General features: G+C 64.4%; 18 protein-coding genes. 13 read left to right on the top strand and 5 right to left on the bottom strand.

Features of this window, described 5'->3' with window-relative positions:
- The first annotated feature begins 272 nt into the window (after nucleotides 1-272).
- Both ppsA and ACI1V7_RS05495 read left to right on the top strand, forming a co-directional pair.
- Nucleotides 273-2,627, top strand: a complete 2,355-nt coding sequence (ppsA, locus tag ACI1V7_RS05490) for a phosphoenolpyruvate synthase (RefSeq protein ID WP_404531547.1) — start codon at nucleotides 273-275, stop codon at nucleotides 2,625-2,627.
- 102 nt (nucleotides 2,628-2,729) lie between these two features.
- Nucleotides 2,730-3,068 (top strand): hypothetical protein, encoded by a 339-nt coding sequence (locus tag ACI1V7_RS05495; protein ID WP_404530732.1) that lies wholly within the window; start codon nucleotides 2,730-2,732, stop codon nucleotides 3,066-3,068.
- Nucleotides 3,069-3,096: 28 nt separating this feature from the next.
- On the opposite strand, the gene ACI1V7_RS05500 is transcribed toward ACI1V7_RS05495, so the two are convergent.
- Entirely contained in the window at nucleotides 3,097-5,241 is a 2,145-nt protein-coding gene (locus ACI1V7_RS05500; RefSeq protein WP_404530733.1) for a hybrid sensor histidine kinase/response regulator, read from the bottom strand.
- 352 nt (nucleotides 5,242-5,593) lie between these two features.
- On the opposite strand from ACI1V7_RS05500, the gene ACI1V7_RS05505 reads away from it, so the two are divergent.
- From ACI1V7_RS05505 to ACI1V7_RS05515, 3 genes are read left to right on the top strand one after another with little or no spacing between them, the layout of a single operon-like run.
- Entirely contained in the window at nucleotides 5,594-6,016 is a 423-nt protein-coding gene (locus ACI1V7_RS05505) for an NfeD family protein (RefSeq protein ID WP_404530734.1), read from the top strand.
- Between the two features lie 24 nt (nucleotides 6,017-6,040).
- Nucleotides 6,041-6,454 (top strand): hypothetical protein, encoded by a 414-nt coding sequence (locus ACI1V7_RS05510; protein WP_404530735.1) that lies wholly within the window; start codon nucleotides 6,041-6,043, stop codon nucleotides 6,452-6,454.
- Between the two features lie 44 nt (nucleotides 6,455-6,498).
- Nucleotides 6,499-7,419, top strand: coding sequence for an SPFH domain-containing protein (locus ACI1V7_RS05515; protein WP_404530736.1), 921 nt, complete (start codon nucleotides 6,499-6,501; stop codon nucleotides 7,417-7,419).
- A 108-nt stretch (nucleotides 7,420-7,527) separates the two neighbouring features.
- On the opposite strand, the gene ACI1V7_RS05520 is transcribed toward ACI1V7_RS05515, so the two are convergent.
- The gene (locus tag ACI1V7_RS05520) at nucleotides 7,528-9,741 is read right to left on the bottom strand and encodes a TonB-dependent receptor (protein ID WP_404530737.1); all 2,214 of its coding nucleotides are present in this window, start codon (nucleotides 9,739-9,741) and stop codon (nucleotides 7,528-7,530) included.
- 121 nt (nucleotides 9,742-9,862) lie between these two features.
- On the opposite strand from ACI1V7_RS05520, the gene ACI1V7_RS05525 reads away from it, so the two are divergent.
- The 4 genes from ACI1V7_RS05525 to ACI1V7_RS05540 all read left to right on the top strand — a co-directional run bounded on the left by ACI1V7_RS05525 (nucleotide 9,863) and on the right by ACI1V7_RS05540 (nucleotide 13,380).
- Nucleotides 9,863-11,038: a PepSY-associated TM helix domain-containing protein gene (locus tag ACI1V7_RS05525; RefSeq protein WP_404530738.1), complete on the top strand. Its 1,176-nt coding sequence runs from the start codon at nucleotides 9,863-9,865 to the stop codon at nucleotides 11,036-11,038.
- Nucleotides 11,035-11,220, top strand: a complete 186-nt coding sequence (locus ACI1V7_RS05530; RefSeq protein ID WP_404530739.1) for a hypothetical protein — start codon at nucleotides 11,035-11,037, stop codon at nucleotides 11,218-11,220. The genes ACI1V7_RS05525 and ACI1V7_RS05530 overlap by 4 nt, the downstream gene beginning before the upstream one ends.
- Before the next feature lie 124 nt (nucleotides 11,221-11,344).
- Nucleotides 11,345-12,019, top strand: coding sequence for a signal peptidase I (gene lepB / locus ACI1V7_RS05535; RefSeq protein ID WP_404531548.1), 675 nt, complete (start codon nucleotides 11,345-11,347; stop codon nucleotides 12,017-12,019).
- A gap of 164 nt (nucleotides 12,020-12,183) precedes the next feature.
- Nucleotides 12,184-13,380: a multidrug effflux MFS transporter gene (locus tag ACI1V7_RS05540; RefSeq protein ID WP_404530740.1), complete on the top strand. Its 1,197-nt coding sequence runs from the start codon at nucleotides 12,184-12,186 to the stop codon at nucleotides 13,378-13,380.
- 78 nt (nucleotides 13,381-13,458) lie between these two features.
- Here ACI1V7_RS05540 and smpB read toward each other — a convergent pair whose 3' ends face one another.
- Nucleotides 13,459-13,908, bottom strand: coding sequence for an SsrA-binding protein SmpB (gene smpB / locus ACI1V7_RS05545; RefSeq protein ID WP_404530741.1), 450 nt, complete (start codon nucleotides 13,906-13,908; stop codon nucleotides 13,459-13,461).
- A gap of 88 nt (nucleotides 13,909-13,996) precedes the next feature.
- On the opposite strand from smpB, the gene ACI1V7_RS05550 reads away from it, so the two are divergent.
- Together ACI1V7_RS05550 and ACI1V7_RS05555 are read left to right on the top strand one after the other, a co-directional pair.
- On the top strand, nucleotides 13,997-14,428 hold the full coding sequence (locus ACI1V7_RS05550) for a type II toxin-antitoxin system RatA family toxin (RefSeq protein ID WP_404530742.1): 432 nt from the start codon (nucleotides 13,997-13,999) through the stop codon (nucleotides 14,426-14,428).
- Nucleotides 14,421-14,720: an RnfH family protein gene (locus ACI1V7_RS05555; protein WP_404530743.1), complete on the top strand. Its 300-nt coding sequence runs from the start codon at nucleotides 14,421-14,423 to the stop codon at nucleotides 14,718-14,720. Before ACI1V7_RS05550 ends, ACI1V7_RS05555 begins: the two co-directional genes overlap by 8 nt.
- 165 nt (nucleotides 14,721-14,885) lie before the next feature.
- On the opposite strand, the gene ACI1V7_RS05560 is transcribed toward ACI1V7_RS05555, so the two are convergent.
- On the bottom strand, nucleotides 14,886-15,389 hold the full coding sequence (locus tag ACI1V7_RS05560) for a DUF4124 domain-containing protein (protein ID WP_404530744.1): 504 nt from the start codon (nucleotides 15,387-15,389) through the stop codon (nucleotides 14,886-14,888).
- A gap of 164 nt (nucleotides 15,390-15,553) precedes the next feature.
- Here ACI1V7_RS05560 and guaB point away from each other — a divergent pair, with 164 nt between their 5' ends.
- Both guaB and guaA read left to right on the top strand, forming a co-directional pair.
- Nucleotides 15,554-17,014 (top strand): IMP dehydrogenase, encoded by a 1,461-nt coding sequence (gene guaB / locus ACI1V7_RS05565; RefSeq protein WP_404530745.1) that lies wholly within the window; start codon nucleotides 15,554-15,556, stop codon nucleotides 17,012-17,014.
- A gap of 123 nt (nucleotides 17,015-17,137) precedes the next feature.
- Nucleotides 17,138-18,748, top strand: coding sequence for a glutamine-hydrolyzing GMP synthase (guaA, locus tag ACI1V7_RS05570; protein WP_404530746.1), 1,611 nt, complete (start codon nucleotides 17,138-17,140; stop codon nucleotides 18,746-18,748).
- A 303-nt stretch (nucleotides 18,749-19,051) separates the two neighbouring features.
- On the opposite strand, the gene ACI1V7_RS05575 is transcribed toward guaA, so the two are convergent.
- Nucleotides 19,052-19,657 (bottom strand): hypothetical protein, encoded by a 606-nt coding sequence (locus ACI1V7_RS05575; protein ID WP_404530747.1) that lies wholly within the window; start codon nucleotides 19,655-19,657, stop codon nucleotides 19,052-19,054.
- Nucleotides 19,658-19,698: the final 41 nt, after the last annotated feature.

Here is a 19,698-nt window from a genome sequence, read left to right on the forward strand (position 1 = left end):
AATCGCCAAAAACCCGATAAACCTGCTGCGCGTTGCAGGTTCGTCCTCCGATGCTCGCTGTACATCACGTACAGCTGCGCTTCTCGGACAAACCTGCTGCCGCTCGCGACGGTTTCTCGGCGTTTTTGCTGTACCGCCGACCGCACAGATTTCCATCATCAAAAAGGTGTTTTACCATGACTAACCTGTCTACTGCAGCATTGAAGGTAGCCGATCTAACGGCGGCCGGCGCCGGCAACGGCGTCTACGTCGCCCCGTTCGAGCAACTGCGCATGACCGACGTCGAGTCGGTCGGCGGCAAGAATGCCTCGCTCGGCGAGATGATCAGCCAGCTGGCCGAGGCCGGCGTGCGCGTGCCGGGCGGCTTTGCCACCACGGCCGATGCCTTCCGCGACTTCCTGCGCCACAGCGCGGACGGTGGTCCGTCTCTCGGTGATCGCATCGCCACCCGCCTGGAAAGCCTGGACGTGGACGACGTGCGCGCGCTGGCCTCTGCCGGCGCCGAGATCCGCCAGTGGATCGTCGACACCCCGTTCCAGCCGCGCCTGGAACAGGAAATCCGCGACTACTACGAACGCCTGGTGGCCGATAGCAGCACGGAAATGTCGTTCGCCGTGCGTTCCTCGGCGACAGCGGAAGACCTGCCGGACGCTTCGTTCGCGGGCCAGCAGGAAACCTTCCTGAACGTCGTCGGCATCGACAACGTGCTGGAAGCGATGAAGCACGTGTTCGCCTCGCTGTACAACGACCGCGCGATCTCCTACCGCGTCCATAAAGGTTTCACCCATGCCGAAGTGGCGCTGTCGGCCGGCGTGCAGCGCATGGTGCGTTCCGACCTGGGCGCCGCCGGCGTCATGTTCACCATCGACACGGAATCGGGCTTCAAGGATGTCGTCTTCGTCACCTCGAGCTACGGCCTGGGCGAGACCGTCGTGCAGGGCGCCGTCAACCCGGACGAATTCTACGTCCACAAGCCGATGCTGGAGCAGGGCAAGAAGCCCGTCATCCGCCGCAACATCGGCTCGAAGCTGATCAAGATGGAATTCGCGCCGGAAGCCAAGGCGGGCCGCTCGGTGCAGACCGTGGACGTGCCGGTCGAGCTGCGCAACCGCTACTCGCTGACCGACGACGAGGTCGTCGAGCTGGCCAAGTATGCCGTCATCATCGAGAAGCACTACGGCCGCCCGATGGACATCGAGTGGGGCAAGGACGGCCGCGACGGCAAGCTGTACATCCTGCAGGCCCGTCCGGAAACCGTGAAGTCGCAGCAGAAGGCCACCGACACCCAGCAGCGCTTCCAGCTGAAGGGCACCGGCACCGTGCTGACCTCGGGCCGCGCCATCGGCCAGAAGATCGGCGCCGGCCCCGTGCGCGTCATCAACGATCCGTCCGAGATGGAACGCGTGCAGCCGGGCGACGTGCTGGTCGCCGACATGACGGACCCGAACTGGGAACCGGTCATGAAGCGCGCCTCGGCGATCGTCACCAACCGCGGCGGCCGCACCTGCCACGCGGCGATCATCGCCCGTGAACTGGGCGTGCCGGCCGTCGTCGGCTGCGGCGACGCCACCGAGGCGCTGAAGGACGGTACCTTCGTCACCGTCTCCTGCGCCGAGGGCGACGAGGGCAAGATCTATGACGGCTTGCTGGAAACGGAGATCTCGGAAGTGAAGAGTGGCGACCTGCCGAAGATCGCCACCAAGATCATGATGAACGTGGGTAACCCGCAACTGGCCTTCGACTTCCAGTCGATCCCGAACGGCGGCGTGGGCCTGGCGCGCCTCGAATTCATCATCAACAACAACATCGGCGTGCACCCGAAGGCCATCCTCGAGTACCCGAACATCGACAACGACCTCAAGAAGGCCGTGGAATCGGTGGCCCGCGGCCACGCGTCGCCGCGCGCCTTCTACGTCGACAAGCTGGCCGAAGGCGTGGCGACCATCGCCGCCGCGTTCTGGCCGAAGCCCGTCATCGTGCGCCTGTCCGACTTCAAGTCGAACGAGTACAAGAAGCTGATCGGCGGCTCGCGCTACGAGCCGGACGAGGAAAACCCGATGCTGGGCTTCCGCGGCGCCGCCCGCTACATCTCCGAGGACTTCGCCGAGTCCTTCGAGATGGAATGCATGGCCATGAAGCGCGTGCGCGAAGAGATGGGCCTGACCAACGTCGAGATCATGATCCCGTTCGTGCGCACGCTGGGCCAGGCCGAGAAGGTCATCGAGCTGCTGGCCAAGTACGGCCTGAAGCGCGGCGAAAACGGCCTGCGCGTCATCATGATGTGCGAAGTCCCGTCGAACGCCATCCTGGCCGAGCAGTTCCTGGAATATTTCGACGGCTTCTCGATCGGCTCGAACGACCTGACCCAGCTGACCCTGGGCCTGGACCGCGACTCCGGCATGGAACTGCTGGCCAAGGACTTCGACGAGCGCGACCCGGCCGTGAAAGCCATGCTGTCGCTGGCGATCAAGGCCTGCCAGAAGCAGGGCAAGTACGTGGGCATCTGCGGCCAGGGGCCGTCGGACAACCCGGACTTCGCCGAGTGGCTGATGCAGCAGGGTATCGAGTCGATGTCGCTGAATCCGGATTCGGTCATCGAGACGTGGCAGAAGCTGGCGAAGCTGTAAGCCTGCTTCGGAAACTGTTCATCATCTCATCCTGATGGACTATGCTTGATGCAACCCCCGTGGCCGCAGGGCCGCGGGGGTTTTTCTTTTCCAGGGGATGAGATGAAACGCCTTGCCATCGTGACGATCCTGCTCGGCTTGTCGAGCGCCAGCTTTGCCGAAGAACCAGCCCTCTGCACATCGATGTGCGCTTCCGAAAAGAACGCATGCCGTGCCGATGCGCAGGCAAGTGAACCGTCCGGAAGCCTGGTCCCGACCCCCGTGCCGGAAAAGAATCCGTTCGCGCGCACGGCGCAGGTCCAGATGCGGTCGGACGACGGTGGCGCGCTGGAGAAGGCGGGGAATGATCGTCGCAGGATGTCGCGGACGGGTGCTTGCGAGGATACGTATCAGCGCTGCAGGCGCGCCTGCAGCGTGCCGGCCAAGCCCAAGGCGAACTAGGCGCGACCGTCGACGCCTTTCTGCTTGCTCAGGGCACCGCCGCGCGCGCCAGTTCCGATGCTTCGTTCAGCCAGCCGAACAGCGTCTTCGTGGACGCGGGTTTGGTCATATGGCGCCAGAAGCCGATGCGCATGGCACGCGCCACGTCGTCCGCTTGTCCGTAGCCGGTCAACGCGATGAACTTGGCGGCGCTGCAGCGTGCATCGCGCTGAAGCCGGTCGAATACGTCGTAGCCGTCGATATCGGGCAGCCCGATATCCAGGATGACGACCTGGGCGTGCAGCCCTGGCGCGACGGCCAGCGCTTCGCGCCCGGTGTGCACGACGGTGACATCGTGTCCATGCTCTTCCAGCAGGAAGGCCAGGGACCGCGCAGCGTCGACATTGTCGTCCACGAGCAGCACGCGCAAGGCTGACGACGTGCTCGTCGCATCCGGCTCGAGCGGCGCAGGCGCGGCCTGGACAGCGACATCGTCGATGCAGGGAAGCTCGATCGTCACGACGGTGCCCCGATGTTCACCGGCGCTGTCGAGGTGGATGTGCCCGCCATGCCGCTCGACCAGCGTTTTGACCAGGGCAAGGCCGATGCCGAGTCCGCCCTGGGTGCGCCCCAGGGTACGGCTGCCCTGCACGAACAGGTCGAAAACATGGGGCAGGAGGTCGGCATCGATGCCGCAGCCCTCGTCGCGCACGACCAGGCGCGCCCTCGTGCCGTGTCTGGCCAGCGAGACGGCGATATCGGTCCCGTCGGGACTGTACTTCGCCGCATTGTTTAAGACATTGGCGACGACCTGCACGAGTCGGACGAAGTCGCCATCGACGACGACGGCCTCGTCCTGTCGATCGACGTGCAAGCGATGGCTTTTCGCGCGCAATTGCACGCCGACCTGTTCGATTGCGGCATCGATGACGGCGCGCAAATCGACGGGTTTCAGGTCGACTTCTATCGTTCCCCGCGTGACGCGCGAGACATCCAGCAAGTCATCGAGCAACGCGGACATATGGTTGACCTGGCGCGCCACGATCTTGCTGGCTTCCCGCGCGCGCGTCGGATCGAGGCCACCGCGGCCCAATAATTGCGCCGCCGTACTGATCGGCGCCAGTGGGTTGCGCAGCTCGTGCGCGAGCATCGCGAGGAATTCGTCTTTCCGGCGGCTTGCAAGCACCAGTTCGTTTTCTGCGCGCGCACGTTCGACGGCGTCCCAGGTCCGTTGCGCGACGTCCTCGGCGATCTGCACGTCGATGTCGCTCCAGTAGTGCGGCTTAGCATGGTGCAGATACATGATCGCGACCATCGCGCCGTTCTTCATCAGCGGGACGACCAGGAGGCTGCGGGTGCCGATGCTCGCATAGCCGGCCGCGTAGGGAACGGAACGCTCGTCGGCGCCGATGTCGTGCAGGCGCAGCGTACGGCCGGCTTTCAGTTCGTCGATGATCCGCGGACCGAAGCTGTCGAGAGGACGCGACTCGCCGCCCAGGCTTTCCATCGCGCCATCGGTCCAGTCCCGCTCCACGCTGACCGTCGTCAGCAGTGGATCGATCTCGCCGTAGCCGGCCCGGCCGGCGCCGACATGCGCGCCGAGCATCGCAGCCGCACGTTCCATGATCTCGACCGGGGATGCCAGGCGGCGCAGCGCATCGGCCAGGTTCAGCTGGAACGCCTGGCGCCGCTCGGCCAGCACCTCGCGCGTCGTTTCCGCGAATGTCACCAGTACGCCGCCGGGCTTGCCCGATTCATCGGGGACCGGGCTGTAGGAAAAGCTGAAATAGCAGTCTTCCGGATAACCGTAGCGCTCGATCGTCAGCTTGAAGCGTTCGGAACCGATCCCTTGCCCTTCCAGTACTTGCGCCCACATCGGCCCGATCGTCGGCCAGATTTCCGACCAGGTCACTCGCGCATCGTTGCCGAGGGCCGCGTTATCTTTGTCGCCGAGAATGGGTACGTAGGCATCATTGTAGAACTGGGTGAAGTCCGGTCCCCAAGCCAGGTACATGGGAAGGCGGCAATCGAGCAGGACGCGCACGGCGGATTTCAGCGTGGACGGCCACGTCGATGGCGCCCCCAGCGACGTCGCTTCCCAATCGAACGCAATCATCCGCTCTTCCATCCGGCCGACGGGATCGCGTCGTGACTGAGCGTCGACATCATGGGAAATGGGCCATTTCATATTCATAGTGTATGCCAGCCGATGTAAGCTTTCGCCCTTTCCCGAGGGCGCAGTAACGGGTCGCAAGGACTGCGCCGGCACGCTGGGCGACGGCAACAACGGGCGGGCCGTCGAAACGAAACGGCCACCATACACCGGACATGATTGGAGAGCAATCTTGCTAAGAAGAATGTAAAAAACGGGCTTAACAGATTGACACACCGTACCGACGCGGTAGACTGGCCGGGTAGGCCGACATACCTCACCTACGAACAATAAAATCGCCATCGACGCACGGGAAACCCACGCAGAACCCTCGTTACCCGGGCCGGGCAGCGAGGGTTTTATCTTTTGAAACGCCTACATGGAGGAGACGACCATGGCTGACTGGATGGGCTGGCTCGTTGCGGCCGGCTTGCTCGTGATCCTGGAATTGTTCACCGGGACCTTTTATCTCTTGATGATCGCCATCGGCCTGGCGCTGGGCGGCATCGTCGCGCTCGCGGGGGCCGGCCTGTCCGTGCAGGCGATCGTGGCGGGCATCGCCGGCGTGCTGGCGACGGGACTGCTGCACCGTTCGCGCTTTGGCCGCCAGGGCAGGCAGGACGCCAGCCGCGACCGCAACGTCAACCTGGACATCGGCCAGCGCGTCACCGTGCCCGCTTGGGACAACGGCCGCGCGCGCGTCATGTACCGCGGCGCCTTGTGGGACGTCGAGCTGGGAAAGGGCGCCACGCCGCACGCGGGCGACTTCCGCATCGTCGAAGTCCATGGCAGCCGCCTGGTGGTGGCTGACCACTGATCGACCCGGCAAGCGAGGATGAGCATGACGCACGCACATGGCATGGCAACGGACGAGCAAATGCCCGGCGTACGGCCGGCGCTGACGCAGAAGCAGGTGCTCGGCGTGCTGCTGGCGCTGGCCCTGGTGGCCGGCCTCGCGGATCCGCGGACGATGGGACAAGTGTCGCACCTCGTCTCGGACATGGTCGTCGAGCTGTCGTTCAGCTTCCTGGCCTTCTACTGGTATCGCCTGGACAGCGACGCGCGCCAGTACCGGCGCTCGCTGCTGCTGAATGCCGCCGTGATCGGCGTGGGCACCGTCGCGGTGCCGTACTACCTGCTGCGCAGCCGCCCGTGGAGGCAGAAGGGGCGGGCGGTGCTGCGCGCCGTCGGCTTCATGCTGCTGCTCTCCGCGACGCTGGCCGCGAGCCTGCTGATCCACGCCGCGCTGGCCTGAGCCGGCGCGCTCGCTTTTTATCATCAATGACAGAAGGGATGTCCATGCAATTCTCGTTCGGTACGTTCGCCCTGGTGATCTTCATCATCGCGCTGGTCTTCGTCTTCAAGACGATCAACGTGGTGCCGCAGCAGCATGCCTGGGTCGTCGAGCGCCTCGGCAAGTACCACGTAACGCTGGCGCCGGGGCTGAACATCGTCGTGCCCTTCATCGACCGCATCGCCTACAAGCACAGCCTGAAGGAGATCCCGCTCGACGTGCCGCCCCAGGTGTGCATCACGCGCGACAACACGCAGCTGCAGGTGGACGGCATCCTGTACTTCCAGGTGACGGACGCGATGCGCGCGTCCTACGGCTCGTCGAACTACATCGCCGCCATCACGCAGCTGGCCCAGACGACGCTGCGCTCCGTCATCGGCAAGATGGAGCTGGACAAGACGTTCGAGGAGCGCGACCACATCAACACGACGATCGTCAACGCCATCGACGAGTCGGCCGCCAACTGGGGCGTGAAGGTGCTGCGCTACGAGATCAAGGACCTGACCCCGCCCGCCGAGATCCTGCATGCGATGCAACGCCAGATCACGGCGGAGCGCGAGAAGCGCGCATTAATTGCGGCGTCGGAAGGCCGGCGCCAGGAAGCGATCAATATCGCCAGCGGCGAACGGGAAGCGCAGATCGCCCGTTCGGAAGGCGAGAAGCAGGCGGCGATCAACCGCGCGCAGGGCGAGGCGACAGCAATCGTGGCGCTGGCCGAAGCCAGCTCCTCGGCACTGCGCCAGGTGGGGGATGCGATCCGGTCGCCGGGCGGCATCGATGCCGTCAACCTGCGCGTGGCGGAGCATTATGTCGATGCGTTCGGCAAGCTGGCCAAGACGAACAATTCGATCATCGTGCCGGCGGACCTGGGGGACATGAGCGGCTTGATCGCGAGTGCTTTGCAGATCGTGAAGTCGCAGCGGTGAGCGGCGCGGGTGTGCGCGCAATGGTGGGCACGTGGTGCCCACCCTACGTGGATGCACGGGTGATCGACGCGTGGACGATTCGCCGTCCACGCGTTCAACGGCGATCGGTCAGAAGTCGACCGTCGCCGACACCGTGAAGGTGCGCGGCGCCGCCAGCACCAGGTAGCTGGAGCCCGGGTAGCCGCCCGTCGAGGCCCAGTAGTTGCGGTCGAAGGCATTGTCGACGCGGGCGCGGAAGGTCACGTCGCGGTCCATGATGCGGGTCGCGTAGTTGGCGCCCAGGTCCACGCGCGTCCACGACGGCAAGCGCTGCGTGTTGGCGGCGTCGGCGTACTGCTTCGACGTGTAGACGGTGCGCGCGTTCAGCGACAGGCCCGGCACCTGGCGGACGTCCCACTCGGCGCCCAGGTTCAGCTGCGTTTCCGGCACGCCGATCGCGTCGTTGCCGGCGTTGATGCCGCCCTGGGTGCGGCGCTGTTCGGCGTCGAGCAGGGTCAGCCCGCCCAGTACGCGCACGCCCGGCGCGGCGATGCCGAACACGGACAGCTCGGCGCCGCGGTTGCGCTGCTCGCCGTTCAGGCCGAAGATGCGGTCCTGCACGAAGCCCATCGGCTGCGAGGTGGTGAAGAAGGACAGGCTGGCGCCCAGCTTGCCGCTGTCGACCTTCACGCCCACTTCCTTCTGGCGCGAGGTGTACGGGGCGAAGATCTGGCCCTGGTTGACGACGTCCGGACCCGATGCCGTCGGGCCCTGCTGCAGCGCCTCGATGTAGTTGGCGTAGACCGAGACGTTCTTCAGCGGCTTGTAGACGAGGCCCAGCACCGGCGTGTTGGCGCTCTGGTCGTAGCCCGCGTTCTGCGCGCCCGTGTTGTAGTCGTAGCCGTAGGCCTTGATGGTCTGGCGGCGGATGCCGACGGTGGCCAGGAAGCGGTCGTCGAACATCGACATGGTGTCGGCCACGGCATAGCTAGTCAGGATCGTCTTCGACGTGAGCAGCGGGTTGCTCATCGAGCCACCTGTGAAGAAGGTGTTCGATGGGGCCGCGACGTCGACCGGGTTGTACAGGTTCGAGGTCCAGCCGGAGAAGTCGCCCAGCGCGTAGGCGTTGCGCGACTTCAGCTCCAGCCACGAGGCCGTGGTGCTGATCGTGTGCCAGACCGGGCCCGTAGTGAACGCGCCGCGCAGGCCGACCTCGCCGGTGCGGTTCTGGTCCTTGCGGAAGTTGTCGAAGCGGGTCATCAGGAGGCCGCCGCTCGTGTTGGTGTTCGTGGCCTGGCCCAGCACATTGTATTCCTGGCCGTTGCGCGCGCCCGCGGCGGCCCAGGCCACGGCGTCCGGTCCCAGGTCGACTTCGGCGCGGACGTTACCGAAGGTGTCGCGCTCGTCGGACTTCGTCCATGGCTGGGCGAAGTTCTTGTCGGCGTCCGGGGCGCTCGGCAGCGGCAGGCCGGCGCCGGGCGTCACGCTCGGACGCGGCGCGTCCAGGTTGTGTTCCTGGAAGCCGATGTCGGCCGACAGGCGGTAGTTGTCGCCGCGGTAGTCCAGGCCGATGGACAGCACGTTCAGTTCGCGCTTCTCGCGATCGACCGAGGTATCGCCGTCGCGGCGTACGCCGTTGATGCGGATGCCGCCACGGCCGCCGTCGAAGCGGCGCGCGACGTCGAAGGCGCCGTAGCCCTGGCCGCCCGATTCGACGCCCAGCGTGACCTGGTTCAGGTCCTTGTTCGGGGCGCGCTTGGGCACCAGATTGATCATGCCGCCGATGCCGCCGCCGCCCGGGCCGACGCCGTTGACGAAGGTGTTCGCGCCATGGAAGACTTCCACGCGTTCCAGCAGTTCGGAGGCGACGAACTGGCGCGGCAGCAGGCCGTACAGGCCGTTGTACGACAGGTCGTCCGAGTTGACCGGGAAGCCGCGGATCACGTACAGCTCCTGGTAGTTGCCGAAGCCGCGCGCCACGCGTACCGACGGGTCGTTCTGCACGACGTCGCCCACGCTGCGGGCCTGCTGGTCCTGGATCAGCGCGAGCGTGTAGTTGGTGGTGTTGAACGGGGTGTTCATGATGTCGACGTTGCCCAGCAGGCCGAGACGGCCGCCGCGCGCCACCTGGCCGCCCGCGTAGGCGCCCGGCAGGCCCTGCGCCGAGGCGTCGGCCGAGGCGGTGATGACCACGGTCGACATCTTCTGGTCGGCTGGCGGCTGGCTGGCGTCGGCCGGCTGCGATTGCGCGAACGCGGCGCCGCTCGTCATGAGCAGGGCGGCGAGGGCGCACGGTGTCAACTTCGGCGTCAGGGGCAGGGTGGAGCGTACTGTCGTCTTCATGGAAACTCTTGTTGTTGGATGAGAATAATTATCATTATAGCGGCCGTCCTTGCCTTCGTAAATGAGAACCATTATTATCTGGTCTCGTTCTCAACGTAGGCCCGCTCCTGTCCGCATTTCCATGTCGAATTCAACCCTGCGCGCGTGGTCCTGGATCCACAAGTGGAGCAGCCTGGTCTGCACCGTCTTCATGCTGCTGCTGTGCCTGACGGGCCTGCCGCTCATCTACCACCACGAAATCGGCCACCTGCTCGGCAACGAGATCGAGGCGCCCGTCGTCTCGCCTGAACAGGCGCGGCAGCGCGCGAACCTGGACACCGTCATCGCGGCGGGCAAGGCGCGCTATCCGGACAAGGTCATGATGTACATGTCGCAGGATGCGGAAGAGCCCGCGTTCTGGTACCTGACGATGGGCGCGCATGCGAACGACGAGAAATTCGTGTCGCTGGCCGTCGACGCGCGCACCGGCAAGTACGTGGCCGAGCCGCCGATCGAGGGCGGCGGTTTCATGTCCGTCATGTTCCACCTGCACGTCGACCTGTTCGCAGGCCTGTGGGGCAAGCTGTTCCTCGGCTTCATGGGCATGCTGCTCGTCGTCGCCATCATTTCCGGCGTGGTGCTGTACGCGCCGTTCATGCGCAAGCTCGACTTCGGCGCCGTGCGCCATGGCCGCACGGCGCGCCTGAAGTGGCTGGACCTGCACAACCTGCTGGGCATCGTCACCCTCGTGTGGGCGCTGGTGGTGGGCTGCACGGGCGTCATCAACACCCTGGCCGACGTGCTGCTGAAGGTATGGCAGGCCACCGAGATCGCCGAGATGACCAAGCCCTACCAGGGCCAGCCCACGCCCACCGTGCTGGCGTCGATGGAGACCTCGGTCAAGCGCGCGGAAGCCGCGGAGCCGGGCATGAAGGTCGGCTTCGTCGCCTTCCCCGGCACGCCGTTCGCCACGCCGCACCACTACGGCGTCTACATGCACGGCGACCAGGCCCTCACGTCGCGCCTGTACAAGCCCGTGCTGGTCGACGCGACCAATGCGCAGATCACGGACCGCCGCAACCTGCCGTGGTACCTGACGGCGCTGCTGGTGTCGCAGCCGCTGCACTTCGGCGACTACGGTGGCGCCGGCATGCAATTCCTGTGGGCGCTGCTGGACGTCGCCACCATCATCGTGCTGGGCAGCGGCCTGTACCTGTGGGTCAAGCGCGGCCGCGCGGCGCAGAAGGCGGAGAAGGAAGCGCGCCGCGCCGCCGGGCTGCGCGCCCCGGCCCTGGTGCGCGAAGGGGATGCGCGATGAGGACGGCAAGGCAGATCTGGCTGGCGCCCGTCCTGCTGGGCATCGTGACGGTCGTGGGCCTGCTGTCGGCGCTGCTGGGCGACGGCGTGTGGGACATGGTGTCCGTCGTCGCGCTGGCGATTCCCGTGCTGACGATCGGCTGGTACTGGTCGCGCCCGGCGCAGTCTCCGCATTCACGCTGACGGTGGGCACATGGTGCCCACCCTGCGTAACGTATGTATGGACGCTTTAATTTTCTGTTAAGCCTCGGCCACGTGAAGCCGCGTATAAATCCTGTTGAACCATAACGACAACAAGGAGTACGCGGTGAAGAACCTGATCCGGAATAACAAAGGCTTTCTGGCGTTTCTCGTCCTGTTCGGCGTGTTCCGCACCGCGGTGGCCGACTGGAATCCGATCCCGTCCTCGTCGATGCACCCGAACCTGCTGGAGGGCGACGTGGTGCTCGTCAACCGCGTGGCCTTCGACCTGAAGGTGCCGCTCACCGACGTCGTGCTGGCGCGCGTGGGCGAACCGGAGCGCGGCGACATCGTCACCTTCCGCTCGCCGCGCGACGGCCAACTCCTGATCAAGCGCCTCGTCGCACTGCCCGGCGACGTGGTCGAGATGCGCAACGAGCGCCTCTACATCAACGGCCGCGGCGCCGACTACCGCGTGGTCGAGCATTCGATGGATTCCGTGGGCGGATCCGCCGTGCGCGCCGTGCAGCTGGCCGAATCGTTCAACGGCGCGCGCCGCCACATCCAGCTGATCCCGGACGTGATGGCGCCGCGCACTTTCGGCCCCGTCACGATCCCGCAAGGGCAGTACCTGATGCTGGGCGATAACCGCGACAACAGCGCTGACTCGCGCGTCATCGGCCTGGTGCCGCGCAAGCTGCTGGTGGGCCGTGCCGAACGTGTGCTGGTGTCGGCCGACTACCAGGGCAACTGGATGCCGCGCACGGAGCGCTTCGGGATGTCGTTGTACCGTCCGCAGTGAGAGCGTACGCATGAGCCGTCGTCCCTGCGCAGGCAGGGACCCGATCTGGGGTCGGTCCCCGTTAAGCACGACATCGGGCCCCTGCATGCGCAGGGGGCGACGCGGTAAAATGCTGCGCTTCGGACGCTTGCATGGTGCAGTGCCGAGTTTTGAAAGGCATCCCTATGCAACGAGTACTGACCGCCATCCTGGCCTGCCTCAGCATGGTCGGCGCGTTGGCGATCGACACCTACCTTCCCTCGATCCCCGCGATCGGACGCGACTTCGGCGTCGGCCCCGTCGCTGTGCAGCAGACGCTGTCCGTCTTCCTGTTCACCTTCGCCTTCATGATGCTGTTCTACGGGACACTGTCCGATTCCTTCGGCCGGCGTCCCGTGATCCTGGCCGCGCTGGCCGTGTACACGCTGGCGTCGGCCGGCGCCGCAATGGCGCCCACGTTCGGCTGGCTGCTCGTGTTCCGCGCGCTGCAGGGGAGCGCGGCCGGCGCCGGATCCGTGATCGGGCAGGCCATCGTGCAGGACCGTTTCAAGGGTGCCGACGCCCAGCGCATCATGTCGCACGTGATGATGGTGTTCGGCCTGGCGCCGGCCATCGCCCCCATCCTGGGCGGCTGGCTGCACGTGACGTTCGGCTGGCGCTCGACCTTCGTGTTCCTGGCGCTGTTCGGCGCGCTGATGGTGGCGGCCGTGTGGAAGCTGCTGCCGGAAAGCCTGCCGCGCGAGCAGCGCCATGCCTTCCACGGCGGAGCCATCGCCCGCAACTACCTCAAGGTGCTCGGCCATCCGCAATTCCTGCTGCTGGCGCTGGCCGTCGGCCTCGCATTCGGCGGGCTGTCGATCTATATCGGTTCGGCCGCCAACTTCGTCATGGACATCCTCGGCCTGCCGGAGACGGCGTTCGCCTGGATGTTCATCCCCCTGATCAGCGGCATGGTGATCGGTTCGGCCTGGGGCGGCAAGCGCGCGTCGCGCATTGCGCCGGCCACCATGCTGCGCATCGGCTACGGCCTGATGGCGCTGGCCTGCGTGCTGAACGTGGGCTACGCGGCGTTCGTGCAGGACCGCGTCGCGGTGCCGTGGGCGGTGCTGCCGCTGATGGTCTATACCTTCGGCCTCGCGGTGGCGATGCCGGCGATCCAGGTCGGCGCGCTGGCGCTGTTCCCGGACAACCGGGGACTCGCATCGTCGATGCTGGCGTTCGTGCAGATGATGTCGTTCGCGCTCATCTCGGGCCTGGTGGCGCCGCTGCTGTTCGGCAGCGCGTTCAAGCTGGCGTGCGGCGTGGCGGCGGGGATGGTGGCCAGCTTCGCGGCCTACCGGCTGGCGGGCGTGGCGGGGAGGCGTGGGGCGGTAGCGGCTTGACTGGCATGGTGGGCACGTGGTGCCCACCCTACAGCCCGATACAAAGGGTGGGCATCACATGCCCACCATCGCCCCACGTCAACGGCGGTTGTTCTTCATCGCCTTCTCGATCTCGCGCTTGGCATCGCGATCGCGCTCGGTATCGCGCTTGTCGTGCTGCTTCTTGCCCTTGGCCAGGCCCACTTCGCACTTCACGCGGCCGGCCTTGAAGTGCAGGTTCAGCGGCACCAGCGTATAGCCGGAGCGCTCCACCTTGCCGATCAGCTTGTCGATCTCGGCCTTGTGCAGCAGCAGCTTGCGGGTGCGGATGGCTTCCGGATGGCTCCAGGCGGAGGCCGAGGGCAGGGAGCTGATGTGCGCGCCGAACAGGTACAGCTCGCCGTTGCGCACGACCACATAGGCCTCCTTGATCTGCACGCGTCCCTCGCGGATCGCCTTCACTTCCCAGCCTTCCAGCACCAGGCCGGCCTCGTAGCGGTCCTCGATGAAGTAGTCGAAAAAGGCTTTCTTATTATCAATAATACTCATGAAATAGCTAAAATGCGCGCGTCGGTTAAACTACGGTTGTCGCCCTCGCAAGGGCAAACCTACCAACATCATAACAAACGGTTGACCAATGGCAGTAGTGCACAAATCAGTTTTCTTAGGCTATAGCGCCGAGCAGATGTTCGACCTGGTCGCAAAGGTCGAGGATTATCCCAAGTTCCTGCCCTGGTGCAGCGGCGTCAAGGTGATCGAACGCAGCGACGACAAATTGACCGCCTGCCTGCAAATCAATTTCCATGGCGTGAAGCAGAGCTTCACCACGGCGAACCACAACCAGCGTCCGACTCAGATGAAGATGCACCTCGTCGACGGTCCTTTCAAGATGCTGGAAGCGACCTGGAGCTTCAAATCGCTGCGCGAGGACGCCTGCAAGATCGATTTCGACATGCAGTACGAGTTCTCCAGCATCATCCTGGAACAGATCGTCGGCCCCGTGTTCGGCATGATCGCCAACACGATGGTCGATTCCTTCTGCAAGCGCGCCGAGGTCGTGTATGGCTGATGCCGGCAGCGTCCAGGTCTGGGTGGCGTACGCGTCCAGCACGTTCGAATACCTGGAAGGGATGCACGTGGCGCCCGGCACCACGATCGGCCAGGCCATCGAGCAGAGCGGGGTGCTGCAAGCCCATCCGGAGATCAACCTGGTGACGCAGCCGGTCGGCATCTACGCCAAGAAGAAGACGCTCGACACGGTGCTGAGGGAGCGCGACCGCATCGAGATCTACCGGCCGCTGGTGGCGGATCCCAAGGATTCGCGGAGGAAGCGGGCGGCGAAGAAAGAAGCGGCGAAGTAAATGCGCCGTCGCTCCCGCGCAGGCGGGAGCCCATGCCGAGCATCAGAAACCTATATTGGCGAGATGTCGAGGCCTCATGGATAGCGCGACTTCGGTGCTTGAGCTTGGATTCCCGCCTTCGCGGGAATGACGGGTCATTTGCAGGAGCACGTCATGGGAGACGGCTCACTGGCACTCCGCCCCCTGCATCCTGCGCGTCTCCGCCAGCCTGCGCGCCCGCTCCTCGTCGGACACGAAGCTGCGCTGCCCTTTCTCGTCGAACTCCGACAGGCGCGTTCCCGCCGTCAACGTCATCTCGCGCCGCTTCAGGCTCTTGCAGCGTTCCGCCTGGACCGCCTGCTTCTGGGTGGCCAGCTGCTCCTTGTTCTCCATGTCGGCCTGCTGTGCCTGGCGCTTGCGGTAGTCCGCTTCCCGCTCGGCCAGCGTCGGCGCCGCCTTGGCCGGCTCGGCGGGCGGGACAGTCGCGGCAGGCGCCGGTGCAAGCGCATCCAGCGTACGGGGCCGTTTCAGGATGCGCGCCTCGGGCGTGCCGGGCGGAGGCGGGCGGTCGGCGAACACGCGTGTGCCCTTGTCGTCGATCCAGGAGTACTGTGCAAAGGCGGGGGCCGCCAGCAAGGCGAGCAGGAGAGGGAGGCCAGTACGCAGCCTGGGGAAGGTGGTCGGGGTCATCGAGATGGGGTCGGTATTTCCTTAAATCACATACGCGATTTCGCCATGGTTGACCGACCCTGTCAATTAGTGACTTTTTGCTATTTATGGCCTTTTTTGGCAACGTTGCGACGTTTTCCTGGAGTTTCTGTATAATTCGCTTTTGCGCCTATAGGAAATAAACTATGCGTCTCCTCCAGAAAGCACTCACGTTCGATGACGTGCTGCTCGTCCCGGCCTACTCCAACGTCCTCCCGGCCAATACGTCCCTGCGTACCAAGCTGACCCGGAATATCTCGCTGAACATTCCGCTGCTGTCCGCCGCCATGGACACCGTCACCGAAGCCCGCCTCGCGATCGCGATGGCGCAAGAGGGTGGCATCGGCATCATCCACAAGAACCTGCGCCCGGCCGACCAGGCGCGCGAAGTCGCCCGCGTCAAGCGTTTCGAGGCCGGCGTGCTGCGCGACCCGATCACGATCCCGCCGGACATGAAGATCCGTGAAGTGCTGGCCCTGGCCCAGCAGCACGGCATCAGCGGTTTCCCCGTGGTGGAAGGCAAGCAGGTGGTCGGCATCATCACTAACCGCGACCTGCGTTTCGAGGAAGACCTGGAAGCCGAGGCGCGCGCCAAGATGACCCCGCGCGAGAAGCTGGTGTACGTGAAGGAAGACGCCGGTACCGAGGAAGCGAAGCGCCTGATGAACAAGCACCGCCTGGAGCGCGTGCTGGTCGTCGACGACGAATTCGAGCTGCGCGGCCTGATCACCGTGAAGGACATCCTAAAGTCGCACGAACACCCGAACGCATCGAAGGATGCGCAGGGCAAGCTGCTGGTGGGCGCCGCAGTGGGCGTGGGCGAAAAGGACAAGGAACGCGTGGACCTGCTGGTCAAGGCCGGCGTGGACGTGCTGGTGGTCGACACCGCCCACGGCCACTCGCAAGGCATCCTGGACCGCGTGAAATGGATCAAAGAAAATTACCCTGAAGTCGACGTCATCGGCGGCAATATCGCCACGGCAGCTGCGGCCCGCGCACTGGTCGAGGCCGGCGCGGATGCGGTCAAGGTCGGCATCGGCCCGGGTTCGATCTGCACCACCCGTATCGTCGCCGGCGTCGGCGTGCCGCAGATCTACGCGATCTCGAGCGTGGCCGAAGCGCTGGAAGGCACGGGCGTGCCCTGCATCGCCGACGGCGGCATCCGCTACTCGGGCGACATCTCGAAGGCACTGGCGGCAGGCGCGCACACGGTCATGATGGGCTCGATGTTCGCCGGCACCGACGAGGCGCCGGGCGAAGTGATCCTGTACCAGGGCCGTTCGTACAAGTCCTACCGCGGCATGGGTTCGCTGGGCGCGATGGCCGAAGGCTCGGCCGACCGCTACTTCCAGGAATCGCAGTCGAAGGCCGAGAAGTTCGTGCCGGAAGGTATCGAAGGCCGCGTCGCCTACAAGGGCAGCGTGCTGGCGATCATCTATCAGCTGGTCGGCGGCGTGCGCCAGTCGCTGGGCTACTGCGGCTGCGCGACCATCGAGGAACTGCGTACGAAAGCCGAGTTCGTCGAGATCACCTCGGCCGGCATGCGCGAGTCGCACGTGCACGACGTGCAGATCACCAAAGAAGCGCCGAACTACCGCACCGAGTAAGCCACGAGACGCGGCCTGGTCGGCCGCGTCGTCGTATCGTAGGGTGGGCACCCCGTGCCCGCCATGACGCGTGAATCATGTTGGCGCCAACGGGCGCCGACGAACCTCCATTTCGCTCCATACATGCACTCCAAAATCCTCATCCTCGACTTCGGTTCCCAGGTCACGCAACTGATCGCCCGCCGCGTCCGCGACGCCGGCGTGTTCTCCGAGGTCTATCCGTACGACATCGACGAAGAGTTCGTCCGCAACTACGGCGCGTCCGGCGTGATCCTGTCCGGCAGCCACAACTCGACGCTCGAAGGCGACTCCCCGCGCGCTCCGCAAGCCGTGTTCGAACTGGGCGTGCCCGTGCTAGGCATCTGCTACGGCATGCAGACCATGGCGGCCCAGCTGGGCGGCAAGGTCGAGAACGGCAAAGTGCGCGAATTCGGCTACGCCGAAGTGCGTGCCCGCGGCCACACCAAGCTGCTGAACGGCATCAACGACTTCATCACCGACGAAGGCCACGGCATGCTGAAAGTCTGGATGAGCCACGGCGACAAGGTCCTGGAAATGCCGGAAGGCTTCAAGCTGATGGGCTCGACCCCGTCCTGCCCGGTCGCCGCGATGGCCGACGAAGAGCGCGGCTTCTACGCGCTGCAGTTCCACCCGGAAGTGACGCACACGACCCAGGGCGAAGCCATCATCGGCCGCTTCGTGCACGAGATCTGCGGCTGCAAGAGCGACTGGAACATGCCGGACTACATCGGCGAAGCCGTCGAGAAGATCCGCGCGCAAGTCGGCACCGACGAAGTCATCCTCGGCTTGTCCGGCGGCGTCGACTCGAGCGTGGCCGCCGCCCTGATCCACCGCGCCATCGGCGACCAGCTGACCTGCGTCTTCGTCGACCACGGCCTGCTGCGCAAGGACGAGGGCAAGATGGTCATGGACATGTTCTCGAAGAACCTCGGCGTCAAGGTACTGCGCATCGACGCGTCCGACCAGTTCATGGGCCACCTGGCCGGCGTGACGGACCCGGAACAGAAGCGCAAGATCATCGGCCGCGAATTCGTTGAAGTGTTCCAGGAACAGGCCAAGCAACTGACCAGCGCGCGCTGGCTGGCGCAGGGTACCATCTACCCGGACGTGATCGAATCGGCCGGCAAGGGCAAGAAGGGCCAGACGATCAAGAGCCACCACAACGTGGGCGGCCTGCCGGAAACCCTGAACCTGAAACTGCTGGAACCGCTGCGCGAACTGTTCAAGGACGAAGTGCGCAAGCTGGGCGTGGCCCTGGGCCTGCCGCACGACATGGTCTACCGTCACCCGTTCCCGGGCCCGGGCCTGGGCGTGCGCATCCTCGGCGAAGTGAAACGCGAATACGCCGACCTGCTGCGCGAAGCGGACGCCATCTTCATCGAGGAACTGCGCAACACGCCATTCGTGGCCCCGATGGTGCCGGGCATCGACGCCGGCAAGGCGCCGACCAACTGGTACGAAGCAACGTCGCAGGCGTTCGCCGTGTTCCTGCCGGTGAAATCGGTGGGCGTGATGGGCGACGGCCGCACCTACGAATACGTCGTCGCGCTGCGCGCCGTGCAAACGCTGGACTTCATGACGGCGCAGTGGGCGCATCTGCCGCACGATCTGCTGGGAAGGGTGTCGAACCGGATCATCAACGAGGTGCGTGGGTTGAATCGCGTTGTCTATGATATTTCGGGGAAGCCGCCGGCGACGATTGAGTGGGAGTAGGGTTTCAGGATGGAAATTTTTTTATAGTTTGAAAAGGCTCGCTTTAGCGAGCTTTTCTAGATTACACGATTCGGTGAGGATCAGCTTGCGTTCGCTCTAGACTGCCAGTTGATCTAATCGAAGCTGGCTAATCGCTATCGAATCCACACTCGCAGTTAGCGTTCTAACGTAGTGTATCTAACAAAACTGGGCGATTCAGACAAAACTTCCGCCGAAACCATCGTAGGTTGTATAGACTGAGCTGATCGACCGTCTCGCTTTTGAACAAAACGTGAGGCGGTCGAACTGGGTACATTGAAATACTTAGCTATGCGCTGATCCTGCGACTTGTTCTGACTCTGCAATCGCCTCTAACTTCGCAGATGTGTCATCACTGCGTAACTTGTTGAGCAAGCGGTCATATCTCACTCGGTCGTCCAGGGTCAAACTAGGCATTTTGAGGGAGTCTAGAAAATACATGCTTGCGCCCGCGACGGCATCCTCGTTCGTTTCAGTCAGAATGAGTTTCTTAAAGAAATCGATCGTAAAGTTGTTCGTCGGCGTCCTGTTGATTGCATCGACTACTAAGGGTTTTTTGCGTTTGTGATAGGCCGGGTAATCCTTAATCATGTGCTCCTGAAAAGTCAGGTCGCACGTGTGGTTGACGATGGCGGCCTGAAGCTTATATGTGTCACCGAAAGGGTCGCTACGGCCTTTCTGTTCTGCTTCTGTTACGATCGGCAAAGCGCGCGCCGCGTCTAAAAAGAACAACCACTCGACAGACCACGGAAGTTCCGTGACGAGTAGTCGGAAAACTTCCTCCTTTTCTTCAGGCGCCAATCCAATAAACGCATTGCGGCTGTAGCCATTGGCTTTTTCGCTGCCAGTGGCATGATACTGTTTCATGAACGTCTCATATGCGATGCTCATTTTTTCACTCCAACAGCGCCTCGGCTGCGTCGCTTTGTGGG

Origin of the sequence: Massilia paldalensis (assembly GCF_044901715.1) — a bacterium.
Taxonomy (GTDB): domain Bacteria; phylum Pseudomonadota; class Gammaproteobacteria; order Burkholderiales; family Burkholderiaceae_D; genus Telluria; species Telluria paldalensis.

Bases quoted from the DNA above. Each gene is read 5' to 3' on its own strand.
- ppsA (WP_404531547.1), top strand. From the start codon at position 273: ATGACCGACGTCGAGTCGGTCGGCGGCAAGAATGCCTCGCTCGGCGAG.
- ACI1V7_RS05550 (WP_404530742.1), top strand. From the start codon at position 13,997: ATGGCAGTAGTGCACAAATCAGTTTTCTTAGGCTATAGCGCCGAGCAG.
- ACI1V7_RS05530 (WP_404530739.1), top strand. From the start codon at position 11,035: ATGAGGACGGCAAGGCAGATCTGGCTGGCGCCCGTCCTGCTGGGCATC.
- smpB (WP_404530741.1), bottom strand. From the start codon at position 13,908: ATGAGTATTATTGATAATAAGAAAGCCTTTTTCGACTACTTCATCGAG.
- ACI1V7_RS05520 (WP_404530737.1), bottom strand. From the start codon at position 9,741: ATGAAGACGACAGTACGCTCCACCCTGCCCCTGACGCCGAAGTTGACA.
- ACI1V7_RS05560 (WP_404530744.1), bottom strand. From the start codon at position 15,389: ATGACCCCGACCACCTTCCCCAGGCTGCGTACTGGCCTCCCTCTCCTG.
- ACI1V7_RS05510 (WP_404530735.1), top strand. From the start codon at position 6,041: ATGACGCACGCACATGGCATGGCAACGGACGAGCAAATGCCCGGCGTA.
- ACI1V7_RS05540 (WP_404530740.1), top strand. From the start codon at position 12,184: ATGCAACGAGTACTGACCGCCATCCTGGCCTGCCTCAGCATGGTCGGC.
- ACI1V7_RS05555 (WP_404530743.1), top strand. From the start codon at position 14,421: ATGGCTGATGCCGGCAGCGTCCAGGTCTGGGTGGCGTACGCGTCCAGC.
- ACI1V7_RS05505 (WP_404530734.1), top strand. From the start codon at position 5,594: ATGGCTGACTGGATGGGCTGGCTCGTTGCGGCCGGCTTGCTCGTGATC.
- ACI1V7_RS05575 (WP_404530747.1), bottom strand. From the start codon at position 19,657: ATGAGCATCGCATATGAGACGTTCATGAAACAGTATCATGCCACTGGC.
- ACI1V7_RS05515 (WP_404530736.1), top strand. From the start codon at position 6,499: ATGCAATTCTCGTTCGGTACGTTCGCCCTGGTGATCTTCATCATCGCG.
- ACI1V7_RS05500 (WP_404530733.1), bottom strand. From the start codon at position 5,241: ATGAATATGAAATGGCCCATTTCCCATGATGTCGACGCTCAGTCACGA.
- ACI1V7_RS05495 (WP_404530732.1), top strand. From the start codon at position 2,730: ATGAAACGCCTTGCCATCGTGACGATCCTGCTCGGCTTGTCGAGCGCC.
- guaA (WP_404530746.1), top strand. From the start codon at position 17,138: ATGCACTCCAAAATCCTCATCCTCGACTTCGGTTCCCAGGTCACGCAA.
- guaB (WP_404530745.1), top strand. From the start codon at position 15,554: ATGCGTCTCCTCCAGAAAGCACTCACGTTCGATGACGTGCTGCTCGTC.
- ACI1V7_RS05525 (WP_404530738.1), top strand. From the start codon at position 9,863: ATGTCGAATTCAACCCTGCGCGCGTGGTCCTGGATCCACAAGTGGAGC.